This is a genomic window from Pirellulales bacterium (genome assembly GCA_019636335.1).
Classification (GTDB): domain Bacteria; phylum Planctomycetota; class Planctomycetia; order Pirellulales; family JAEUIK01; genus JAHBXR01.
On the sequence record JAHBXR010000010.1, the window covers coordinates 103,974 to 125,026 of the forward strand.

The 21,053-nt window shown below is 65.4% G+C and carries 12 protein-coding genes and 1 tRNA gene; 10 read left to right on the forward strand and 3 right to left on the reverse strand.

Annotated features, from left to right (window positions below; genetic code table 11):
- Positions 1 to 63: 63 nt before the first annotated feature.
- The 5 genes from KF708_11925 to KF708_11945 all read left to right on the forward strand — a co-directional run bounded on the left by KF708_11925 (position 64) and on the right by KF708_11945 (position 4,508).
- On the forward strand, positions 64 to 510 hold the full coding sequence (locus KF708_11925; GenBank protein MBX3413388.1) for a TIGR03067 domain-containing protein: 447 nt from the start codon (positions 64 to 66) through the stop codon (positions 508 to 510).
- 188 nt (positions 511 to 698) lie between these two features.
- Positions 699 to 875: a hypothetical protein gene (locus KF708_11930; GenBank protein MBX3413389.1), complete on the forward strand. Its 177-nt coding sequence runs from the start codon at positions 699 to 701 to the stop codon at positions 873 to 875.
- A 42-nt stretch (positions 876 to 917) separates the two neighbouring features.
- Positions 918 to 991 (forward strand) — tRNA-His (locus tag KF708_11935).
- Positions 992 to 1,298: 307 nt separating this feature from the next.
- Positions 1,299 to 2,705 (forward strand): glycosyltransferase, encoded by a 1,407-nt coding sequence (locus KF708_11940; protein MBX3413390.1) that lies wholly within the window; start codon positions 1,299 to 1,301, stop codon positions 2,703 to 2,705.
- Between the two features lie 30 nt (positions 2,706 to 2,735).
- Positions 2,736 to 4,508, forward strand: coding sequence for a glycosyltransferase family 39 protein (locus KF708_11945; GenBank protein ID MBX3413391.1), 1,773 nt, complete (start codon positions 2,736 to 2,738; stop codon positions 4,506 to 4,508).
- A 186-nt stretch (positions 4,509 to 4,694) separates the two neighbouring features.
- Here the strand turns inward: KF708_11945 and KF708_11950 are convergent, their stop codons facing one another.
- From KF708_11950 to KF708_11960, 3 genes are all read right to left on the reverse strand, one after another.
- The gene (locus tag KF708_11950; GenBank protein MBX3413392.1) at positions 4,695 to 5,690 is read right to left on the reverse strand and encodes a hypothetical protein; all 996 of its coding nucleotides are present in this window, start codon (positions 5,688 to 5,690) and stop codon (positions 4,695 to 4,697) included.
- 118 nt (positions 5,691 to 5,808) lie between these two features.
- Positions 5,809 to 6,708 (reverse strand): hypothetical protein, encoded by a 900-nt coding sequence (locus KF708_11955; GenBank protein MBX3413393.1) that lies wholly within the window; start codon positions 6,706 to 6,708, stop codon positions 5,809 to 5,811.
- Between the two features lie 69 nt (positions 6,709 to 6,777).
- Positions 6,778 to 7,488 (reverse strand): ABC transporter ATP-binding protein, encoded by a 711-nt coding sequence (locus KF708_11960; GenBank protein MBX3413394.1) that lies wholly within the window; start codon positions 7,486 to 7,488, stop codon positions 6,778 to 6,780.
- Between the two features lie 341 nt (positions 7,489 to 7,829).
- Here KF708_11960 and sppA point away from each other — a divergent pair, with 341 nt between their 5' ends.
- From sppA to KF708_11985, 5 genes are all read left to right on the forward strand, one after another.
- The gene (sppA, locus tag KF708_11965) at positions 7,830 to 8,888 is read left to right on the forward strand and encodes a signal peptide peptidase SppA (GenBank protein ID MBX3413395.1); all 1,059 of its coding nucleotides are present in this window, start codon (positions 7,830 to 7,832) and stop codon (positions 8,886 to 8,888) included.
- Positions 8,889 to 9,568: 680 nt separating this feature from the next.
- Positions 9,569 to 10,702, forward strand: a complete 1,134-nt coding sequence (locus KF708_11970; GenBank protein MBX3413396.1) for an ABC transporter permease — start codon at positions 9,569 to 9,571, stop codon at positions 10,700 to 10,702.
- 50 nt (positions 10,703 to 10,752) lie between these two features.
- Positions 10,753 to 12,981 (forward strand): AMP-binding protein, encoded by a 2,229-nt coding sequence (locus KF708_11975; GenBank protein ID MBX3413397.1) that lies wholly within the window; start codon positions 10,753 to 10,755, stop codon positions 12,979 to 12,981.
- Positions 12,982 to 13,012: 31 nt separating this feature from the next.
- Positions 13,013 to 17,758 carry an amino acid adenylation domain-containing protein gene (locus KF708_11980; protein MBX3413398.1) on the forward strand — a complete coding sequence of 1,582 codons (4,746 nt, stop codon included), beginning with the start codon at positions 13,013 to 13,015 and terminating at the stop codon, positions 17,756 to 17,758.
- Positions 17,755 to 20,703, forward strand: a complete 2,949-nt coding sequence (locus KF708_11985) for a hypothetical protein (GenBank protein ID MBX3413399.1) — start codon at positions 17,755 to 17,757, stop codon at positions 20,701 to 20,703. The genes KF708_11980 and KF708_11985 overlap by 4 nt, the downstream gene beginning before the upstream one ends.
- The last annotated feature ends 350 nt before the right edge of the window (positions 20,704 to 21,053 follow it).

The window sequence follows — 21,053 nt, forward strand, 5'->3', positions numbered from 1 at the left end:
GGGGCGATAATGCCCGGCAACGAGTAATACCCACACTTCAAGTTCTCGGGCGGGAGACGAACCATGCCTGCGTACGTCGTGTTCTTGGCGCTGTCCTTGCGTGTGCTCGCCGCCGAAGTACCCACTGAAAAAGAGTTGGCCGCCGAGTTGGAATTGCTGCAAGGAACCTGGAAGATCGAATCGGTCGAGGTCGACGGCCGGCAACTCGACGTCGCGGCGTTCAAGGACATCACTCGAGTCGTCGAGGGGCACGACATCACCTGGAAGAACAAAGACCAGGTAATCGCCCGCACCCGGATCACCTTCGATCCGACCAGGCAGCCGAAGACGATGGACAGCACGTTCACCGAGGGGGACAACGCCGACAAGACGATGCTCGGCATCTACGAGATCGACGGTGACGAGTTCCGCATCTGCTCGGCCCCGTTCGACCGACTGCGTCCGACGGAGTTCGCCAGCCCGCCGGGCAGCGGCGTGCTGATCTTCAAGGCCAAGCGGGTCGCGCCGTAGGCACGCGAGCACGATTCTCCTTCTGACTGTTGAGGGCTGCCTTGTCCGACAACCCTTACCAAGCCCCCGCGACACAGGAGCCATCCGAACGACGTACAGTCGTCGAGCGTCGTGGCGAACAGTCGTTCAACAGCCGGTGGGACACCTTCGTTTGGACCTTCCTGTGCTTTGCGACCGGGACCAAAATCATGCACGTGATCTTATGGCGGGCCGGTCTGGATGACCGCGTGCAGTCCGGAATGTTGTACGGCGGCCTCCCCTTGGCGATCGTCGGATTTTTCGTCGTCGAACGGCGCCGCCGCGCGCGAACCGCCGCCCCGACCGAGGCCTCTCCCCTTCCAGAAGAGGGTCCCGCGCGCGATTGACCCTCCCGAGCCGGGTGCCTATATTCGGCTCTTGCTCACGCGGTGGCTGTAGCTCAGTTGGTTAGAGCGCCAGATTGTGGATCTGGAGGCCGTGGGTTCGAGCCCCATCAGCCACCCTCTTGTTCATTCCAGGCCGCGGATCTCGCGGCTTTTTCATGCGCCAGGGCTCCACCTGGCCAACGCTGTCCGCGCAGCTTACCAAATCGACGTAAGCCATTGCCTGACGCGATGATTCGTATTCCGCCTGCGGCGGCCGGTCACTAGAATCCGCCCCCTCGCGCCAGGGCTGGTCGCCCCGACCGGCGCGTTCCCTTCGCTTTGCATTGAGGACGCTGCATGTCCCTTTCGGTGACGCCCACGGGCCCCACATCGGCTGAAGATTCTAACACGCCCTCTGCCGGAGGCCCCTTTCGCAAGCTCTCCGTGTTAATGCCCATCTACAACGAGCGCTGGACCTTGGCCGAAATCGTTCGCCGAGTGCTGGCCTCGCCGGTCGACCTGGAGATCGAGTTGGTCGCCGTCGACGATTGCTCGAGCGACGGCTCCTGGGAGCTCTTGCAGCAGTTGGCCACGGCCGATGCCCGCATCCGCCCCTTCCGCCATGCCGTGAATCTCGGCAAGGGGGGTGCGATCCGCACCGCCATGGATCACATGACCGGCGACCTGGCGCTGGTGCAGGACGCCGATCTCGAATATGACCCCTGCGATTATCCCCAACTGCTCGAGCCGCTGACCGCCGGACTGGCCGACGCGGTGTTCGGGTCGCGTTACCTCGGCACGCCACGCTCGGCCAACCACCTGTGGCACACCCTGGTCAACCGCTTCCTGACGGTCACGTCGAACCTGTTCACCGGTTTGAACCTGACCGACATGGAAACCTGCTACAAGCTGGTCCGCACCGACATTCTGCGTCGGTTGAAGATCCAGGCGAAAACCTTCACGTTCGAGCCGGAGCTCACGAGCCGCCTGGCCCAATGGGGCGCGCGCATCTACGAAGTCCCCGTGCGGTACGAAGGTCGGAGCCTGCTCGAGGGGAAGAAGATCCGCCCGATCGACGGCGTGAAGGCCCTGTGGGAAATCTTCCGCTCCGCCATGCTCGATCCGCAGTTCACGAGCGATCTCACCCATTACGAGCTCACCGCGCGCCAGAACGCACGAGCCGAACAGAAGGCCCTGGCCGCCGAGGTGGCGCCACACGTGGGTCGTCGCGTGCTCGACGTTTCGGCGGGACAGAGCTCGCTCGGCACGCGCATGCTCTCGCGCGATCACGTCGTGCTGGCCGACTCGCGGGGCGAGTATGTCGAGAGTCTCCGCCGTCGCTTCGCCGTGCGCGAAAACACGTCGATCGAGCAGGCCGACCTGTTCCACGACGCCGACCTGGCCCGCTGGCAGCAGGGTCGCTTCGATACGGTGCTCTGCGGCGACCTGCTCGAACGCGTCGATGACGATCGTGCGGCGCTCGCACGGCTGGCGACGATCCTCCCCGAGCACGGGCACCTGGTTGTCACGGCGCTCGGCGGCCCGCTGACTGCCGCCGATCAAGCCCTTGGCCGCCGGCGTCGCTACACCCTGGCCGAGTTGTCTGCCCGGGTCGAAGAAGCCGGCTTCGAAGTCGTGCAGACGCACGAGTCGGGAAAACTCTCGGCACTGCTCACCCGCGCGCTTGGAATCTTCAGCGAGCCCGGGGTTCCCAGCCCGCGACAAGTCGCCTGGAACGACCGGCTGCTGCCGCTGACGCGCTGGACCGATCGCGTGCTGCCAAGCGCAGGCTCGCGACTGACGGTCGTCGGGCGCCGGCGGGCAACCACAGCGCTCAGGCGCGCGGCCTAAACAACCCACTCATCGCACACGGAACGTGCCATGTCGGAGCGTCTCGAGCGTCGCCATCACACTTCTACCGCGCCGGCGCCCTCGGAACATCTCGCGACACATGGTCCCCATCTCGCCCATTCGGCTTTCGAGCAACCGCGTGTCGCGACTCCCCCGGCGGCCAAGACGCCGCTCGCCCAGCTCGATCTGCCCGGCTTCTCACTGAGCCCGCTTGCCGAACGCCGTGTCACTCAACTGACCTACGCTTTTCTCGTACTCGGCATCGGGCTGCGTTTGCTGCGTTACCTGTTGTGCTGCCCTTTGTGGGGCGACGAGGCCTACGTCGCGGCGAACTTCTTCGAACAAAGCTATGCCGATCTGCTACAGCCGCTGCGTTATCACCAGGTCTGCCCGCCGCTGTTCCTGTGGACCGAACTAACGATCGTGCGGCTGTTTGGCTTTTCTGAGTATTCGCTACGCCTGGTTCCCTGCCTGGCGGGCATTGCCACGCTTTTGTTGTTCTGGCGTTTTGCCAGCGGCATCTTGCGCGGTCTCCCCTTGCTGATGGCAGTGGCGTTCTTTGCCGTCGCCTACTACCCGATTCGGCATGGCGGCGAGGTGAAACCGTATGCCACCGATCTTTTCGCGGCGATGCTGCTGATGACGCTATTGGGCGAGTGGCTGCGCCGCCCGGGCGAGGCTCGCTGGCTGTGGGTGCTCGCCACGGTGACGCCCCTGTTGGTCTGGCTTTCTTATCCGTCGGTGTTTGTGGCTGGCGGCGTTGGTCTGGCCCTCGGCTGGCACGCGTGGCGGCACGGCACGGCGTCGATCCGTCTGGCGGTAGTGGCCTTTGGCATCACGTTGCTCGCCTCGTTCGGCGGGCTGCAATATGTCATGGCGATGGCGCAATACCAGCGTGAGTTCGGTGCCGGGGGTATGGGCGACTATTGGCAAATGGCCTTCCCCCCCGTCACGCAGCCGATCGCCCTGGTGACGTGGCTCGTGCGCGAACATACCGGTCACATCTTTGCCTTCCCCATCGGTGGCAAGAATGGCGCCAGCACGCTCAATCTGATCTGCTTCGTGGCCGGGGTCGTGCTCTTGTGGCGCGTGCGCCGTCGCACGCTACTCCTGGCTTGCCTGGGACCGTTCTTCCTAGCCTTTGTCGCCGCCTCGCTGCAGCGTTATCCCTACGGCGGCAGCACGCGAGTCGTGCTCTACCTCGCTCCGGCAATCTGTCTGATCGCCGGGCTCGGTGCGACGTGGATCATCTCGTGGGGGCGCGAGCCGTGGTTCCGCCGCGCGATGGCCCTGGTCGCCATCGCGGTGCTGGGACTGATCGGCGCGGGGCAGGGGATTGCTGATCTTGTCATGCCCTACAAGACGATCCACGACGAGCGCGATCGGGCCTTTGCCGATTGGCTCTGGAACGATAAGGCGCACGGCGTCGAGATGGTCTGCGTCTACCGCGACCTGGGACTCGACTTCTTCCCCTTGAATTGGGAATGGGGACATTCGGCCCGCTATCTCTGCAACCAGCGCATCTATTCACCGCGGCATGGCGGACCGGGGCAGCCTCCCGACTGGGACGCCATTACGGCCGAACGTCCATTGGTCTGTGTCGTCTACTGGGTCGGCGACCTGAAACGGGACGACGCCAGGTTCAACGCCTGGCTGGCCGAAGTCGGCCAGCGTTTCGAACTAGCCGATCGTGAGCGCCACGTGCTCAATCCCGATTCGGGCTATACCGAGACGTACGAGCTCTATACCTTCGTGCCGCGGATCAAGACCGCAAGCGCGAAACAAATCAACGTGGCGCGCTAGCGCCAGATGACACGCTGCGCCGCTACCCCTTGATGTTGCGGTCAGGCGGTGGGAGGTAGCACGGACGATTTTCCGGAGTGGCATTGCCAGCGTGCCAGGCCGGAGTCGCAAAATCATCGGTGCTAACCACTCTGGTTGTCACCGCAGACTGGTCCAGCAGCGCCGCGCGGCCGCGTCTTTCGACGATCACTTCTTCTTGTCGGCTTCGTTCTGCTTGTCGCGTTTGAGCTTCCAGGCGACGAGCCAGCGTTCGGAATCGAGCTTCATGCCCAGCTCGTCGACGAGTCGCTGCTCGAGGTCGCGCATGTGGCCGGCGCCGTAGAAGATGGCGAGCTTCTTCTTTCCGCTTGCCAATTCGCGCTGAAGCACGTCGATCGCGACCTTGTTGCGCTCGGAGATCAGCGTCGAACCTTTAGGCCCGTCGAGACCGCCGATCATACCATCCATGTTTTCGAACTGCTCGGCCATGAGTTGCCGCATCGACATCGCGCGGTCGGGATTCATCAAGGCCAGCAGCATGCCGGCGTCCGATTGCCGTGCGGCGCCGGGATTGCGCTGCGCGGCCAGACTCTGCTGCGCGATGCTGTGCCCGAGCATGCGGAAGAACATCGAGAACATGTTCTCGTTGCGATCGCGCATCGATTGCTCGAAGGCCTCGGGCGACATGTCGGCATGTACGAAGTTCTTCCGTTCGTAGTCGACGCCGTCGAGCTGATGCGTCAGCTCGAGCATGTTCTGCATGCCTCCTTGCAGCATGGCGATGGGATGCCCCGAGCGCTCGCCCGGCTTCGGCTTCGCGTCTTCCGGGGCGACGAGTTCGTAGAGCACGGCGTCGTAATTCGCGAACACGTCGTTCAGCTCGTCGAAGTATTCCGGTTCGGCGATGTGTACCGCGGCCACCAGATCGACCACGATCCCCTCGTCCTCGTCGGCCGGCACATAGCGCACGATGGCCGTTTCCATCGCCACGAGCTTTCCGTCCTCGTCTCGGGTCACGCGCAGGAATTTCGTCTTGGCCGGAGTTGCTTGCGCGGCATCGCTCGAATCGGCTTCGTCCGCCACTGCCGTGGGGGGAGCCGCTCCTGCCGGCCACGCGACGACCCAGGCAGCCCCTACCGCGAGCCACACGACCAACCCACGCAGCAACCCTTCGTAGAAGTTCGAGCGAGCTCGTCGCGACATGGCCGGTTCCTCTTTCCAGGGATGGCGCTGCTCGAAACAGCGCCTGGCTGAAGTATACGCCTCGGCTCCAGCGCCGGACAGCAAACCGCCACGAGCGGCAAAAAGCGGCGGCCGCCCGCTACTTGCTGGCGCTCGCCAGCTTGCGCCGCAGCGAACGGACGTTGTCCTGCACCACCAGCGGCATCTTCGAACGCAGCAGGTTCTTGCCCTCGAACCAGCCGTGCGGTTCATCGAAGGCCACGTGGCATTCGATGAACAAGGCCCCTCGCGGCTCGGCCAATTCTGTGACCTTGATATAGCCGCCGAGCCCCGTATAGGGCAGAGGATCGCCAGGGCTCAGCCGCCCGGCGGCGTCGCGCAACAGCGGTTGCCAGCGATTGGGAAATTCCTTGTCCTCGGCAAAGCGCTCGTCGAGCCGCAGCGCCGCGACCACCGACCCGGCTTGCTTGGCGCGTTCCGTATAGGCCACGCCTCCCAGTTGCACGCGGTCGAGGATCGACACGTCGATCGCAATGAAATTCGGATCGAGCGCCGGAGTGCCTGCGAGCGTCAGCCCACGCTGTTTCAACTCTTCGGGCGTAAGGGCGCGAGCCTTGAGCGTCTCTTGATGAGCCGATTCGCTCTCCGCGGCGCCGGCCAGTTGGTCGAACAAACCTTCGTCTTCGAAGGCCGCCAGCTTGCCGTAGGCCACGAAGCAGAAGTCGATGCGCTGGCCACGCCGCTCGCCCGTCTCGTCGTCGAGCGAATTGATCTCGAGCACGAAGGGGGACACCACCGCGTTGCGCGTAAATCGATCGAGCGGATACTTGTCGGCGGCACGTTGGAGCGTTTCCTGCTGCTCGGCCGGCGTCATGCCCGCGGACATGATCGGCGTGGGCAACATGACCGCCGTTCCCGAGGGAAGCTTCACTCCCTGCTGGACGAGTTCTTCGAGCAGATCGGCCCGGGCCTCGGCCGCCAGCAGCAGACCTGCCAGCACGAGCAGCCCCATCACGATCTCTTGGTTGAGTCGGCTCATGGGTCGCTTCCTCTCCCTACGGCGGCGGTTTTCACCACGAGGTGCGGGTAATTCTACGCCAGAGGCAAGTCACGGCGTCGCGGCGCGGCGCTCGTCGGCCTCGAACTTGCCGTCGCGCAAATGGATCACGCGTGCCGCCCGCGCCGCCACACGTGGGTCGTGCGTGATGAGCACCACGGTTAGATTGGCCTGGGCGTGCAGACGGAAAAAGAGCTCGAGAATCTCCTCGCCCGTCCGCGTATCGAGATTGCCCGTCGGCTCGTCCGCCAGCAGCAGCGCCGGATCGTTCGCCAACGACCGCGCGATCGCCACCCGTTGACGTTCCCCCACCGAAAGTCTCATGGGGAGGTGGCCCGTACGATGCTGCATGCCGACCTCGGCCAGCAGGCGTGCGGCCTTCTCCGCGCGGGCGGCGACCGGGAGCGATGATTCGAACATCGGCACCTGCACGTTCTCGAGCGCCGTGAGCATCGGCAGCAGGTGAAACGACTGGAACACAAAACCGATGCGCTGGGCGCGAATCCGATCGGTGTTCGTCAGGCCGTTGACGAGCTGCCCCTCGAAATAGACCACACCCTGGGTCGGCTCGTCGAGCAATCCCAGCAACTGCAGCAACGTCGACTTTCCGCTGCCGCTCGGGCCGACGATCGCCACAAACTCGCCTCGCTCAATCGTCAGGTCCACGCCGTCGAGCGCCCGCACGTCGCCGTCGGGATAGAGCTTGGCGAGCCTCTCGGCGCGAAGCAGCACCCGGCTCGGATCTGGTTGGGAAGAGGGCATGGCAAGTCGCGGGGCAGGGGGGGATGCGCTCGATGCAATCGCTAGAACTTTCGCGATCGGACAGCACGGCAACGTAGAACGCGCACGATCTCTACAACTTAGCACACAGGTCCCCCGCAGCCCGATGGGGGGCGTTGCAACCGCTACTTCGGCCGGCCGAAAGCGTGTCGAACGGCCCCGCAAGCTGTCGCGGCGCACCTCGTGGGACCGATACGAAACATCGGTGGACCGCGCGCTACCGCCAGGATCGGCCAGGCGCGCGGTGGGCGGAGCACCAGCCATCACAACGTTCGACGGGCCTCGACCACGGCCCGCCGGCGCGCGTCACGGAGGCGATCTCGATGCCGGGCCGCCAGGCAAACTGGCCGCTGCCGCTCGCGCGAGCATTCTGGCTCGTGGCGCTGGCCTTGTCGTTGGCCGGTTGCCGCCATCCCATCGCGGTCAAGACCGACAGCCGCGTGACGGTCGTCTCGCCCCAGCCGCACAGCATGGGACCGCTCGTCGCCATGCCCGTCGTCCACGGTCAGGTCGAGACCCCGCGCCGCATTGCGCTGGTCGACGTCGACGGATTGATCCTCAATCAGCCCATGACGGGACTCTACAGCGAAGGCGAGAATCCCGTCGCGCTCTTCCGCGAAAAGCTCGATCAGATCGCTCGCGACCCCTGCTATGCCGCCGTGGTGATTCGCATCAACAGTCCCGGCGGCGGCGTGACCGCCTCCGACGTCATCTGGCACGATCTGCGCGAGCTGAAAGCCCGGCGCGGCATCCCCGTCGTGGCCTGCCTGATGGATGTCGGGGCTGGCGGGGCATACTACCTCGCCACGGCCGCCGATCACATCGTGGCCCACCCGACTTCGGTCACGGGGGGCATCGGCGTCATCCTGAATCTCTACAACCTCGAAGACGCCATGGCGCAATTCAACGCCGTGGGCACGCCCATCAAATCGGGCGAGTACATCGATCTCGGCACTCCCATCCGGGCTCAGAGCGACGAGGCCCGCGAGTTGCTGCAGACGATGGCCAACGAGTTTCACGGACGCTTCAAGCAGGTCGTGCTCGAAGCGCGGCCCCAGGTGGCGCACGATCCGACCGACATCTTCGACGGACGCGTCTTCACGGCGCAGCAGGCACTTGGCCGACACCTGGTCGACTCGATCGGCTACGTCGACGATGCGATCGCCATCGCCGCGCAGATGGGGGGCGCACCCGGCGCACCGGTCGTGGCCCTGCATCGCTGCCACGATCGCGCGCGCACGCCCTACGACGTCACGCCGAACGTCCCCTTGCAGGCCAACTTCCTCCCGCTGAGCATTCCGGGACTAGAACGCTCGAAACTGCCCACGTTTCTTTATCTCTGGCAGCCCGAGCCCACGCTCGAGCGCATGAGCGGGCGCTGATCCGCGCTCGATTTCCGCGAAGAGCACGCTGCCCGGCACAAGTGCAGGAACCGATCGCTTCGTCGTCAACGTGATACATCTCGTCGCGATCTTGCGACGCGGGCGGATTCGATTCCCTGCCGCAGCTCTCGCTGAGTGCGTCTCCGCCTCGCAAAATATCTTCACCATTGGTACACGATTCTGGCCACTGCGCGGCAGCGCGTGGTCGCCAGAAAAACAAGTCGATATGACGGCGCTCGGGCTGCGTCCCTAGGGAGCGGGGCTTCCCCCCTTCTTCGTGGTGCGGGAAACTACAGTCTGCCGGAAATGGTTTCCCGGCAACCAATTCGCGATACGATTCAGGCGTGAGGGTCGTATCGAGTAGGAGGCCTGCTCAGCCCCACCCTGGACCATTCGTAGCGATCAAGGATGGCTGTTTTGCCACGAGGCCCGTCAAACCGCACGCGAACCGCATCAAATCCCGCCGTCCGAGCGGTGAGGTGCCATTTTCTGGCCGAGAATTGGGATGAACTCCACTGGTCGACACGACTTAGCGTCGTTTCGCCCCCGCCTTGCTCGATCACCTGCCGCGATTACCTCGGAACGTCGCCGGCGCGGACCGCGTCCAAGCCTGTGGCTCCACAACTCCACCCTGGCATTCTACTGAGCGAGCGAGTGCCGATACTCGCCTGAGCAGCGTCATGCGTTTAACCACCTTCGTTTACCGCAACCTCACGCGACGTCGCGTCCGCTCGGCGCTGACGGTCTGCGGCATGGCCGTGGCGGTGTCGGCGGTGGTGGCTCTGGTGGGCATCGCCGACGGATTTCGGCAATCGTTTCTCGACTTGTACGCTGGGAACGGAATCGATGTGATCGTCGTGCGGGCTCGCTCGGCCGATCGCATGGCCAGCGAGTTGGATGAAACGCTAGGGCCCCGAATTGCCGGCCTCGAAGGTGTCGCCTCGGTCGAGCCGGTGTTGATGGATGCCATCTCGCTGGAAGATTCCGGCCAGATCGGCGTCGTACTGCAAGGACTCGATCCTGCCGCGCCAACCGTGCGCGACCTGCAGATTACCGCGGGGCGCACCCTGCGGAGCGGCGAGCAAAAGAGCGTTCTGCTCGGCCGAATACTCGCCCAGAACCTGGGCAAGCAGATCGGCGACAAGCTCGAGATCTACGAAGGCGAGGACTTCGAGGTCATCGGTACCTACGATCGGCAAAACCTGTTCGAAAACGGTTCGATGATCGTGCCCCTCGCCGAGCTCCAACGGATGCTCGGGCAGGAGGGGCTCGTCACCGCCTTCAATGTCACCGTGGCAGAACCACGCTCGGCCGAGACGATCGCTCACGTCGTGGCGACCATCGACGGCATGCGCGCGGGGCTCTCGGCCATGGCCACCGAGGAATACGTCGCCACCGATAACCGCATCCGCGGCGCCAGCGCCATGGCGTGGAGCACCTCGGCCATTGCGTTGGTGATCGGCGCCATCGGCATGCTCAACACGATGATCGTGGCGGTCTTCGAACGCACGGGCGAGATCGGCATCCTGCGGGCCATCGGTTGGCGCAAGGGGCGCATCGTGCAGATGATCCTGCTCGAATCCAGTCTTTTATGCCTTGCCGGCGCGGTGGTTGGCACGGGGCTTGCGTTCTTGATGACCTATTTGCTCAGCCGCGCGCCGGCTACGGCGGGACTCGTCAGCGCGACGATTCCCCCACACGTGGTAGCTCAGGGCTTTGTGATCGCCCTGCTGATCGGACTTTTGGGGGCCAGCTACCCGGCCTTTCGCGCGTCGCGACTCACCCCCACCACGGCGTTGCGACACGAAGGCTAACTTGACGGCAACGGAACAACCTCGAGAGATCTGCATCTGAGAAGGACAAGATGAAGGCAACGTTTCCCTCCCAGGGCGCCGGCCGCGTCGGCCAACAAGCGACGAACCTCGTCGAGGTATTTCGCCAGCGCGCCGAGGAACAAGCGGACCAGATTGCATTCACGGTGCTGGGCGAGCCCCACGCGGCGCCGCAGGATTACACCTACGCCGAGTTGGATCGCCGGGCAAGAGCGGTCGCCGCGCGGTTACAGCACACCTGCACGCCCGGCGCGCGCGCTCTGTTGATGTATGAGACCGGAATCGACTACATCGCGGCACTCGCCGGCTGTCTCTACGCCGGCGTGGTGGCCGTGCCCGTCTATCCCCCCGATCCCCTCCGCGCGACGCGAACCTTTCCGCGGCTCGAGGCGATCATTCGCGACGCGGACGCCTCGGTGCTCCTCGGCACGGCCGCCGATCTGGCCTGGGCCGGCACGATGCTAGGCAAGATCCCTCGTCTCCACGAGCTCGTCGCCACCGACGCGCTCGACGCGGCGTGGGCCGATCGTTGGCAGTTGCCCGAACTCGATCGCCAGTCGCTGGCCTTCCTGCAATACACCTCGGGTTCGACGAGTCTGCCCAAGGGGGTCGTGGTCCGCCACGGCAATGTGTTGGCGAACCTGGCCCAGATGGAACGCTCGCTCGACGTGCCCAACGCGCTGGTCTGCACCTGGTTGCCCACCTACCACGACATGGGGCTGATCGGCGGAATCTTCCAATGCTGGTATAGCGCGCGGCGCAATATCCTGCTCACGCCCGTGGCATTCTTCCAGCAGCCCTTGCGCTGGTTGCAGGCCATCTCCGACTATCGCGCGACGACGACCGCCGCGCCCGACTTCGCCTACGAATGGTGCGTGCGCAAGTTCCGCGCCGAAGAGTGTGCCGATCTCGATCTCGGTTGCCTGCAGATCGCCATGTCGGGCGCGGAGCCGGTCCGCGCGACAACGATCGAGCAGTTCGTCGAAACCTTCGGTCCCTACGGCATGCGTCGCGAAAGCTTCCGCCCCTGCTACGGACTGGCCGAGGCCACGCTGATGGTCGCGGCCGGCAAGCTCGCAAGCGTCGCCACCGTCGAACACTTCGACGGGGCCAAGCTGGCGCAAAACCGCGCGGCTCCGGTCAACGAAGCTGCCACCAACGCCCGCACGCTCGTCGCTTGCGGCACCTCCGCCGATGGCATACGCGTGCAAATCGTCGATCCGCAGACCCTCGAATGTCTCGCGGACGAACACGTGGGAGAGATCTGGGTCCAGGGCGAAAACGTCACCGCCGGCTACTGGGAACAGTCCGAGTTGTCGGAGCACACCTTTCGCGCTCGCACGGCCGACGGCGCCGGTCCGTTTCTCCGCACGGGGGATCTCGGCTTCTTCCGCCAGGGCGAACTGTTCATCGCCGGCCGACTGAAGGATCTGATCATCGTTCACGGGCGCAATCATCATCCCAACGATCTCGAACAGACCGTCGAACGATGCCACGAGGCGCTGAAGCCGCACGGCGGCGCGGCCTTCTCTGTCGAACAAGAGGGGCGCGAGCGCGTTGTCATCGTCCACGAGGTGCAACGCCCCAAACGCTTCGACCTGGACGAGGTCGCGCAGACGGTACGCCGCGCCGTGCTCGAGGCGCACGATCTCGTCGTCGACTCGGTCGTGCTCATCCGGCAGGGCTCGCTTTCGAAAGCCACCAGCGGCAAGGTACAGCGGCACGCTTGCCGCGAGCGTTACCTGGCGGGGGGCTTGAATGTGTTGCACGCCACCGAACGCGGCCAGCCTGGCAAGGGCTCCACAAGTGTCGAATACGTCGCCCCGCGCAACGAGATCGAAGCTCAATTGGCCGCCTCTTGGGCCGACGTGTTTGGCGTCGAGCGCGTGGGCGTCCACGACAATTTCTTCGACCTGGGGGGGCACAGCCTGCTGGCGGCACAAGTGGCCAACCGGCTCGCTCCCCGCTACGGCATCGAAATCACCCTGGCCGAGTTGTTCGAACGCCCCACGATCGCCAGCCTGGCCGAGTTGATCGCCGAACGGATGAGCGCCTCGGCCGAACTGGACGACCCCGCCGAATTGGCCCTGCTGGCGGAATTGGAACGCATGTCGGACGACGAAGTCCAGGCGGCGCTAGCCGCCAGCCGGGGAGAGTGCATGCCGCAACTCCCCTCGAACGACACCGATGCGACGCACGAACGATCGTGGTGGGGCAGTGCCGAGTTCGGCTCGCTCCGCGACTCGCGGCAGTCGGGTTGATTCGCAGCATGTAGAAAGCAGTTCCCCGCTCATGCCACAAGCCCTCGCTGCACGACTGGCTCAGCTCTCGCCCGAGAAGCAGGCGCTCTTCGAGCAACTGCGCCGTGGCCAGCGCACCGTCACTGCCGCTGGCTCAGCGGACTCGCGCGATGCAACCTCGTGTTGGGCGCCCCTCTCCTTTGCCCAAGAGCGCCTCTGGTATCTCGATCAACTGACGCCCGGGAATCCCTTCTACAACGTGGCCACCGCGGTGCGCCTGCGCGGGCAACTCGATTTCCAGGCCTTGCAGGCCGCCTTACAAGCTACGGTCGATCGCCATGCGGGGCTCCGCACGACCTTCGCGCTCGTCGAGGGAGAGCCGCGTCAGATCGTCGGCCCGGTCGAATTGCCGCTCGCGCAGCTCGACCTGCGCGACGTGCCGGTTGACCAGCGTGAAGCGCGACTCAGATCCATCGCCCAAGAAGAAGCGCTGCGATCGTTCGATCTTGCCCGTGGACCGCTGCTGCGCGCGCAGCTCGTACGCACGCGGGACGACGAGCACACGCTGCTCCTGACGCTGCATCACATCGTCTGCGACGGATGGTCGTTGGCGGTGCTGCAAGACGACGTGGCAGAATATTATGCGGCACACGTCGCAGGACGTTCACCCGACTTGGCGCCCCTCGCGCTCGAGTACCTGGACTACACCCGGCGGCAACGCCACGAATTGCCAGGCGCCAGGCTCGACGCTCTCTTGCGTTACTGGTCTCGCGAGTTGTCCGATCTGCCGGGCCCACTCGAGTTGCCGACCGATCACCCGCGCCCCGCCGCGCAAACCTTTCGTGGCGACGTCTGCCGGCTCATGCTCGACCGCGAGTTGAGCGGCGAGTTGCGCGTGCTAGCCGGCGCCGAACGCGCCACCCCTTACATGCTGTTGCTGGCCGCCTGGCAGCTCTTGCTGGGACGCTGGTCGCGGCGGCACGACGTGGCCGTGGGAACGCCGATCGCGCAGCGCCACCATCGCGACCTGGAACGCCTGGTCGGCTTCTTCGTCAACACGCTCGTGCTGCGCGGCCGTTTCGAGGACGACCCTTCGTTCCGCGAATTCCTCGATCGCGTGAAGCAGTCGACGCTCGGCGCGCTCACCCATCAGGAGCTTCCCTTCGCTCGGCTGGTCGAACATTTGCAACCGCCGCGCGACGCAAGCCGACCGCCCCTCGTGCAGGTGATGTTCGTCATGCAGAACATCCCGGTGCGTGCCCGGCAGACCGCTGGGCTAACGATCGAAGAGACAAGCTACGATCACGCGCCGGTCTCCCATTTCGACCTGACATTGAACGTCGACGAGCGACACGACGGCTTTCAACTGTCGCTCGTCTTCAATCCCGACTTGTACGAGCGAGAAACCATCGAGCGTCTGCTCGCCTCGTACGAGACGTTGCTCCGCTCGATCGTGGCCGAGCCTGCCCGGCGCGTCAGCCAATTGGCACTGGCACCGGCGGCCGACCTGCGCCGGCAGCTCGTCGAACGAAATCGCACGAGTCGTTCGTTCCCCCACGACCGCATGATTCACGAGCTCATCGCCGAACGGGCCGCGGCCGATCCGACGGCCATCGCGCTGGTGCTCGAAGATCGGCAGGTCACCTATCACGAACTCGACGCGGCCGGCAATCGGCTGGCTCGATTGCTCGCCGCACACGGTGTGACGACGGGAACGCCCGTCGGCATCTCGCTCGATCGGTCGGTCGAGCTGATCGTGGCCATGCTCGCGGTGCTCAAGGCGGGGGGCGTCTACGTGCCGCTCGATCCCGCCTACCCACCGCAGCGGCGGGCTTACATGATCACCGACGCCGGGCTTGCGCTCGTGCTGACCCGCGCCGATCTCGCCGCAGGAATTCAGACTCTGGGCTGCCAGCTCTTGCTGCTCGACGCCGAACAGCGAACGATCGACTCGATGAGTGCCCAACCGCTCGAACGGCGCTGCGCTCCGCGCGATCTCGCCTACATCATCTACACGTCGGGCTCCACGGGCGAGCCGAAGGGGGTCGAGGTCGAGCACCGGGGGCTCGTCAACCATGCTGTCGCTTTCGCCGCACAATGCGAGTTAGGCCCAGGCGATCGGTTGCTGCAGTATCTCTCTCCCAGCTTCGACGCCGCGGCCGAGGAGATCTTTCCCACGCTCGCCAGCGGCGCCACGCTCGTGCTCCATCCGGCCCCGGCGGAGCTGGCCGGGCGGTCGCTGCTCGAGTGGTCGCGCGCGGCCGGCGTCAACGTGCTGCACCTGCCGGTCGCCGTGTGGAATTCGTTGTTCGACGCGGAGCACGAAGCCACGCTCTTCGATCATCTGCGGTTGGTGATTGCCGGGGGCGACAATGTCTCGCGCGATGCTCTCCGCCGCTGGCGCGAGATGACGCGCGATCGCGTGCGATTCCTCTTCGCCTATGGTGTCACCGAGGCGACGATTACCTCGACGCTGTTCGACGGCCGCGAAGAACCCGCCCCTTCGGGTTCGCCGCGCATTCCCATCGGCCGCGCCCTGGCCAACCATCGCGTCTACATCCTCGACGAGCGGCTGCAGTGCGTTCCAACGGGCGTCGCCGGCGAGATCGCGCTCGGCGGAGTCGGTGTCGCGCGCGGCTACCGGGGCCGCCCCACGCTCACCGCCGGGAAGTTCGTGGCAGATTCCTTCGGCCTCGAGCCCGACGACCGCATCTATCGCACGGGCGACCTGGGACGAGTGCTCGCCGACGGCAGCATCGAGTTCCTCGGACGCATCGATCAGCAGGTGAAGATTCGCGGCTATCGCATCGAGCCGGGCGAGATTGAAGCGGCCTTGTTGCGCCACCAAGACGTTCACGAAGCGATCGTCGTTCCGCTGGGGGACGGCGAATCGCGCCGCCTGGCGGCCTATGTCGGCAGCCCGGGCGATCGCCCCCCCACCGAAGCGGATCTGCGTGAGTTCCTCGCCGATATGCTTCCCAGCCACATGCTGCCGACGGCAATCACCGTGCTGGCCCACTTGCCGCGGCTGCCGGGGGCGAAGGTCGACGTGGCCTCACTCCCCGATCCGAATTGGAACCGCGCCACGCGATCCGATGCAGGCGTCGCCCCGCGCGATGAGCTCGAGGCCCAGTTGGCCGCCATCTGGCGCGACGTGCTCGGCATCGAGCGCGTCGGCGTGCATGACAACTTCTTCGAGCTTGGCGGAGACTCGATTCGCACGATCCAGGTTGTGGCCCGGGCCGGCGCGCAGGGTCTGCGCCTCACGCCGAAGCAATGCCTCGAGCGCCAGACGATTGCCGAGCTCGCGCCGGTAGTGGGGCTCGCGCCGGCGGTGCTTGCCGAACAAGGTCCCGTGGTGGGCCCGGTTCCGCTACTGCCCATCCAGCACGAGTTCTTCTCGCTCGAGCTGGCCGACGCGCAGCACTTCAACCAGTCGGTCTTACTCGAGGTCGATCCCGCGCTTTCCAGCGAAGTGCTCGCCACGGCCCTACGCCTGCTGGGTGAACATCACGATGCCCTGCGAATGCGTTACGAACGGCAGCCGGACGGCTCCTGGCGGCAAAGGGGCCTACCGACAGAAGCGGCTCCCATGCTCGAACGTGTCGAGTCGACCGCTATCGATGTCACGGAAATCGTCGCCGCCGTCGATGCCGCGGCCGCCGCGATTCAGGCCGGACTCGATCTCGCGCGAGGACCGATCGCACGATTCGTTTACTTCGACCGTGGAGCATCGCAGTCGGCCCGGCTGCTGATCGTGGTGCATCACCTGGCGATCGACGCCGTAAGCTGGCGCATCGTGCTCGAAGATCTCAACCTGTTGTGCGGCCAACTTCAGCGTGGCCAAGCACCTGTCCTGCCCCCCAAGACGACTTCCTATCGCGATTGGAGCGATCGGCTTCGCGAGTACGCAGCCAGCCACGAGATCGCCGAGGAAGCCGCCTCTTGGCTCTCCACCGCGGCTGAAAACCGCCGGCTGCCATGCGAATCGAGCGAGCGTACGAACACGGTCGAATCGAGTGCCACGGTTCGCGTCGCGCTAGACGCGGACATGACGCAGGCGCTCCTCACCGATGCCCAGTTGGCCTATCGCACACGACCGCAAGATCTGCTCTTGGCGGCGCTCGCCCACGTGCTGACCGACTTCACCGGTGACCACGCCGTGCGGCTCCATCTCGAAGGACACGGGCGAGAAACCGCGGCCGAGGATCTCGATCTTTCGCGCACGGTCGGCTGGTTCACGGCGCTCTATCCCGTCGTGCTTCGCCTTCCCGCGACTAACTCGCCCGGCGACCTCATTCGCGAGACGAAGGAGCAACTGCGGCAGATTCGCAACGGCGGCCTCGGCTATGGGCTGTGGCGCTGGTTGTCGCACGACGACACCGTGCGTGCAACACTCGCCGCGGCCCAACGACCGGAGATCTGCTTCAACTATCTGGGACAGTTCGATCATCTCGTGGCGGACGAAGCGCTTTTGCGACCCGTCGACGAGCCCCACGGCGCCGACCACGGCCCTCGCAACGAGCGTGCCCATCTGTGGGAAATCAACGCTTACGTCCACCAAGGCGCGCTCCAGATCGCCTGGACGTACGGCACCGGTCACCATCGCCGCGAAACCATCGAGCGACTCGCGGCGGCCTATCTCGACCAACTCCGCGAGCTGATCGAGCATTGTCTTGCGCCAGGGGCCGGCGGCGTGACGCCTTCGGATTTTCCCCTGGCCGATCTCGATCAGGACGATCTCGACACCATCGCGGCCCTGCTCGAACGGGACGAACCCGAGAGCGACCGATCATGAAGAACGTCGACGACCTGCTCCCGCTGGCTCCCTTGCAAGCGCTGCAATTCGCGCATGCGCTGGCCGAGCCCGACTCGCCGCTGCTGGTCGAGCAGCTCCGCGCGACGCTCGAAGGTCCGCTCGACGTGGCGCTGTTTCGGCGCGCCTGGGAAACCATCGCCGCCAGGCACGCGATGCTACGCGCCGCACCGGCCTGGGAAGGGCTGAAGAAGCCCGTGCTCGTCGTGCATAAACAGATCGAGCTTCCTTTCAGCGAGCTCGATTGGCGAGCACCCGACGTAACAGAGCAGCACACGCGTCTCGCCGCATGGGCCGCCGAAGATCGCCGCCAGGGATTCGACCTGCGCCGCGCGCCACTCTGGCGCATCCAGTTGATACGGCTGGGGGACGAGCGTTGGCAGTTGCTCTGGACGTGCCATCACTTGCTCCTCGACGGCTGGTCGGTGGGTATCGTGTTGCGCGAGGTCTTCACATGGTACGCCGCACAGCGTCAGGAGCAGAGCATGCCACTCCCCCCGGCGGCCCCGTTCCGCGACTTTCATACCTGGCTCAAGCGGCAAGACCACCCCGCGAGCGAGCAGTTCTGGCGCGAACAGCTTGCCGGCTGTACGCCGCTGGGTGGATTGCCCCTCGAGCGAGCCCCCTTTGAACCGCGGCCCGATCGCACGGGACATGGCGAGATCGAACGCCATCTCTCGCCGGAAGACACGGCTCGTCTGCGCGAACGAGCCAAAACCTTGCGCGTCGGCGAAAGTGCCTGGCTGCAAACCGCCTGGGCCATCCTGCTCGGCCGCCACTTCGAGCGTGAGGAACTGCTCTTCGGCGTGGCCGTAGCGGGCAGGCCGCATTCGCTGCCACTGGTCGACGCGATCGTCGGACCCTTCGTCAACAACGTCCCCCTGCGTGTGACGGCGCGGCTCGACGACGCCTGGAGCGACGTCTGCCGGACCGTTCAAGCCGCGGGCAGAACCGCCCAGGCGCACGAGCACGTTCCGCTCGACGCGATTGCCCGCGCCGCGGGCATGCCCCCCGAACGGCGCTTGTTCGAGACGCTCGTCGTGCTCGAAAACTATCCGCTCGGCGACTCGGCCAGTCGCCAGATCGGCGCTCTCCAGATCCGCGATATCCACGGCACCGCGACCTCGGCCTATTCACTCACGCTGGTGGCTCTCCCCGGCGAAGAGCTTGGCCTCCGTTTGCTGTACGACACGAAGCGGTGGAGCGAAACGACCGCCCGTGCCGTGCTGGAGCAGTTCTTGACACTCCTCGCGCAAATGAGCGAGCAGCCGGAAGCCCGCGTACGCGATCTCTCGCTGACTGCCTCCGCCCCGCGCGAACTCGCCGACGAAGAGGGGCGTCTCTCGGTGCGCGATATTGCCGGCCAACCGGCGCCGAGCTATCTGCCCGGCGAGCTGTGGTACTCTCGCGCAGGCAGCGCACCGCGCCCGACCGGTTATCGCGCGCAGCTTCTCGCCGATGGAGAAATCGAATATCTCGGGCCTGGACGTGCGTCGTTGCGCGTCGGCCGCTTCGCGATCGATCCGGACGAAATCGTGCGCGTCCTCGAGTTGCATCCACTCGTCGCGCGGGGGGCAGTGGTCGGCACGTCCTCGCGCACGCGCGCGACGCAACTGGCCGCCTATGTCGAGCCGGCGAGCGGCGCCCGGGTCGGCATCGACTCGGGCGATCACGGACTATTGCTGGGGCAATTGCGCCGTTTCGCCGAGGCACGACTACCGGCCCCCCTGTTACCCCTGGCGTGGCGCGTGGTCGACAAGCTGCCGCTCGACGCGCAGGGCGTTCTCGATACGACCGCCTTGCCCGAGCCGATGCGTGCGCGCGGCGAAACGAGCACGCCCTACGTCGCGCCGCGCGATGCGGTCGAGGCGCGCGTGGCCGAGATCTGGTCACAAGCGCTCGGCGTCGAGCCGGTCGGCGTGAACGACAGTTTCATCGACTTGGGGGGCTATTCGAGCCTCGCGGTCACTTTGCTGGCCCGGCTCGAAGACGAGTTCGCGCGGCGCTTGCCGCTGGCGGCCTTGTTCGAGGAACCGACCGTAGCCCATCTGGCGAAATTGTTAGGACGCGAGGCAGCGACGCCCGAGGAAATCTCGCTCGTGCCGCTGCGCGCCGGCGGTGGTAAGCCTGCGTTGTTCTGCGTCCATCCCGCGGGCGGAACCGTGTTTTGCTATCTGGAGTTGGCTCAGAGGCTCTCCGACGATCGTCCCGTGTATGGCCTGCAGGCCGCCGGGATCGATGGCACGACGGCGCCGCACGAGACGATCGAGGCGATGGCGGCGCATTACCTGTCGGCGATCAAGTCCGCCCAGCCGACGGGGCCCTATCATCTCTGTGGTTGGTCGACCGGAGGAGTCGTCGCGTTCGAATTGGCGCGGCAGATGCGAGCCGCCGGCGACGAGGTGGGGTTGCTGGCACTGCTCGACGCGGCCATTCCACGGCCGGGAGAGTCCTTCGGCGCCGACGATCTGCTGCCGATGCTCGAGCTGCTTTTTCCGACCGATGATCGCCAGGTGCTCGAACGATTGCGCGAGATGCCCGCCAGCGCTCAACTCGAGCATTTCCGCGGGCGGGCCGAGGCCGCGCAATTGCTGATCGCAGGCGCCGGCGCCTCGCAGGCAAAGCGCATCTACGAAGTATTCCAGGCCAACATGCAGGCGGTGGTCGCTTATCGACCAGGTCCCTACGATCGGCGCATCACGCTCTTTCGCGCCGCCGATCATGCGACTCCCATGCATGCCGACCGCACGCTCGGCTGGGAACCGTGGGCCAGCGGCGGTATCGAATTGCACGACGTCGCTGGCGAACACTTAAACCTCTTGAAATCTCCTACCGTACTGGCCATCTGCGTACAATTGCAGCACGCCCTGGGCGAGGACACGAGATCGCCAGCACGCCACCACGAAACGGCCCACGCTGCCACCTGAACCTGCCGTTTCGCCCCACCACGTCTGCTCCATTGTCCGCCTTCGCTAATTGCATCGACTGAATCGATTCTGTGCTTCTGTCTGCGCCCGGCAGCCCAAGTAAGGACATCTTTCACAACCATTCAGCGAACCGTTGCAAACGGGACTGGACTACGCTTGCCAAAGAGAAGTCGTGCCGCCATCGGACAGCCGGAGTGAAAGCACCCCGCGTCCGGCTGTGCCACGACGGGCGGAACGCCGCACCGCGGCGCAAGTGACGATGAGCAAAGGCCCCCAGTCGCGTTGCCGCGGAGGTTCGACGGCCCGAAAAACTTGCTCCGATTTCCGACTCCAAGGGTGCAAAACCCCGC

Coding starts and splice junctions, on each gene's coding strand:
- KF708_11925 (MBX3413388.1), top strand. CDS start 64: ATGCCTGCGTACGTCGTGTTCTTGGCGCTGTCCTTGCGTGTGCTCGCC.
- KF708_11930 (MBX3413389.1), top strand. CDS start 699: ATGCACGTGATCTTATGGCGGGCCGGTCTGGATGACCGCGTGCAGTCC.
- KF708_11945 (MBX3413391.1), top strand. CDS start 2,736: ATGTCGGAGCGTCTCGAGCGTCGCCATCACACTTCTACCGCGCCGGCG.
- KF708_11950 (MBX3413392.1), bottom strand. CDS start 5,690: ATGTCGCGACGAGCTCGCTCGAACTTCTACGAAGGGTTGCTGCGTGGG.
- KF708_11955 (MBX3413393.1), bottom strand. CDS start 6,708: ATGAGCCGACTCAACCAAGAGATCGTGATGGGGCTGCTCGTGCTGGCA.
- KF708_11960 (MBX3413394.1), bottom strand. CDS start 7,488: ATGCCCTCTTCCCAACCAGATCCGAGCCGGGTGCTGCTTCGCGCCGAG.
- sppA (MBX3413395.1), top strand. CDS start 7,830: ATGCCGGGCCGCCAGGCAAACTGGCCGCTGCCGCTCGCGCGAGCATTC.
- KF708_11970 (MBX3413396.1), top strand. CDS start 9,569: ATGCGTTTAACCACCTTCGTTTACCGCAACCTCACGCGACGTCGCGTC.
- KF708_11975 (MBX3413397.1), top strand. CDS start 10,753: ATGAAGGCAACGTTTCCCTCCCAGGGCGCCGGCCGCGTCGGCCAACAA.
- KF708_11980 (MBX3413398.1), top strand. CDS start 13,013: ATGCCACAAGCCCTCGCTGCACGACTGGCTCAGCTCTCGCCCGAGAAG.
- KF708_11985 (MBX3413399.1), top strand. CDS start 17,755: ATGAAGAACGTCGACGACCTGCTCCCGCTGGCTCCCTTGCAAGCGCTG.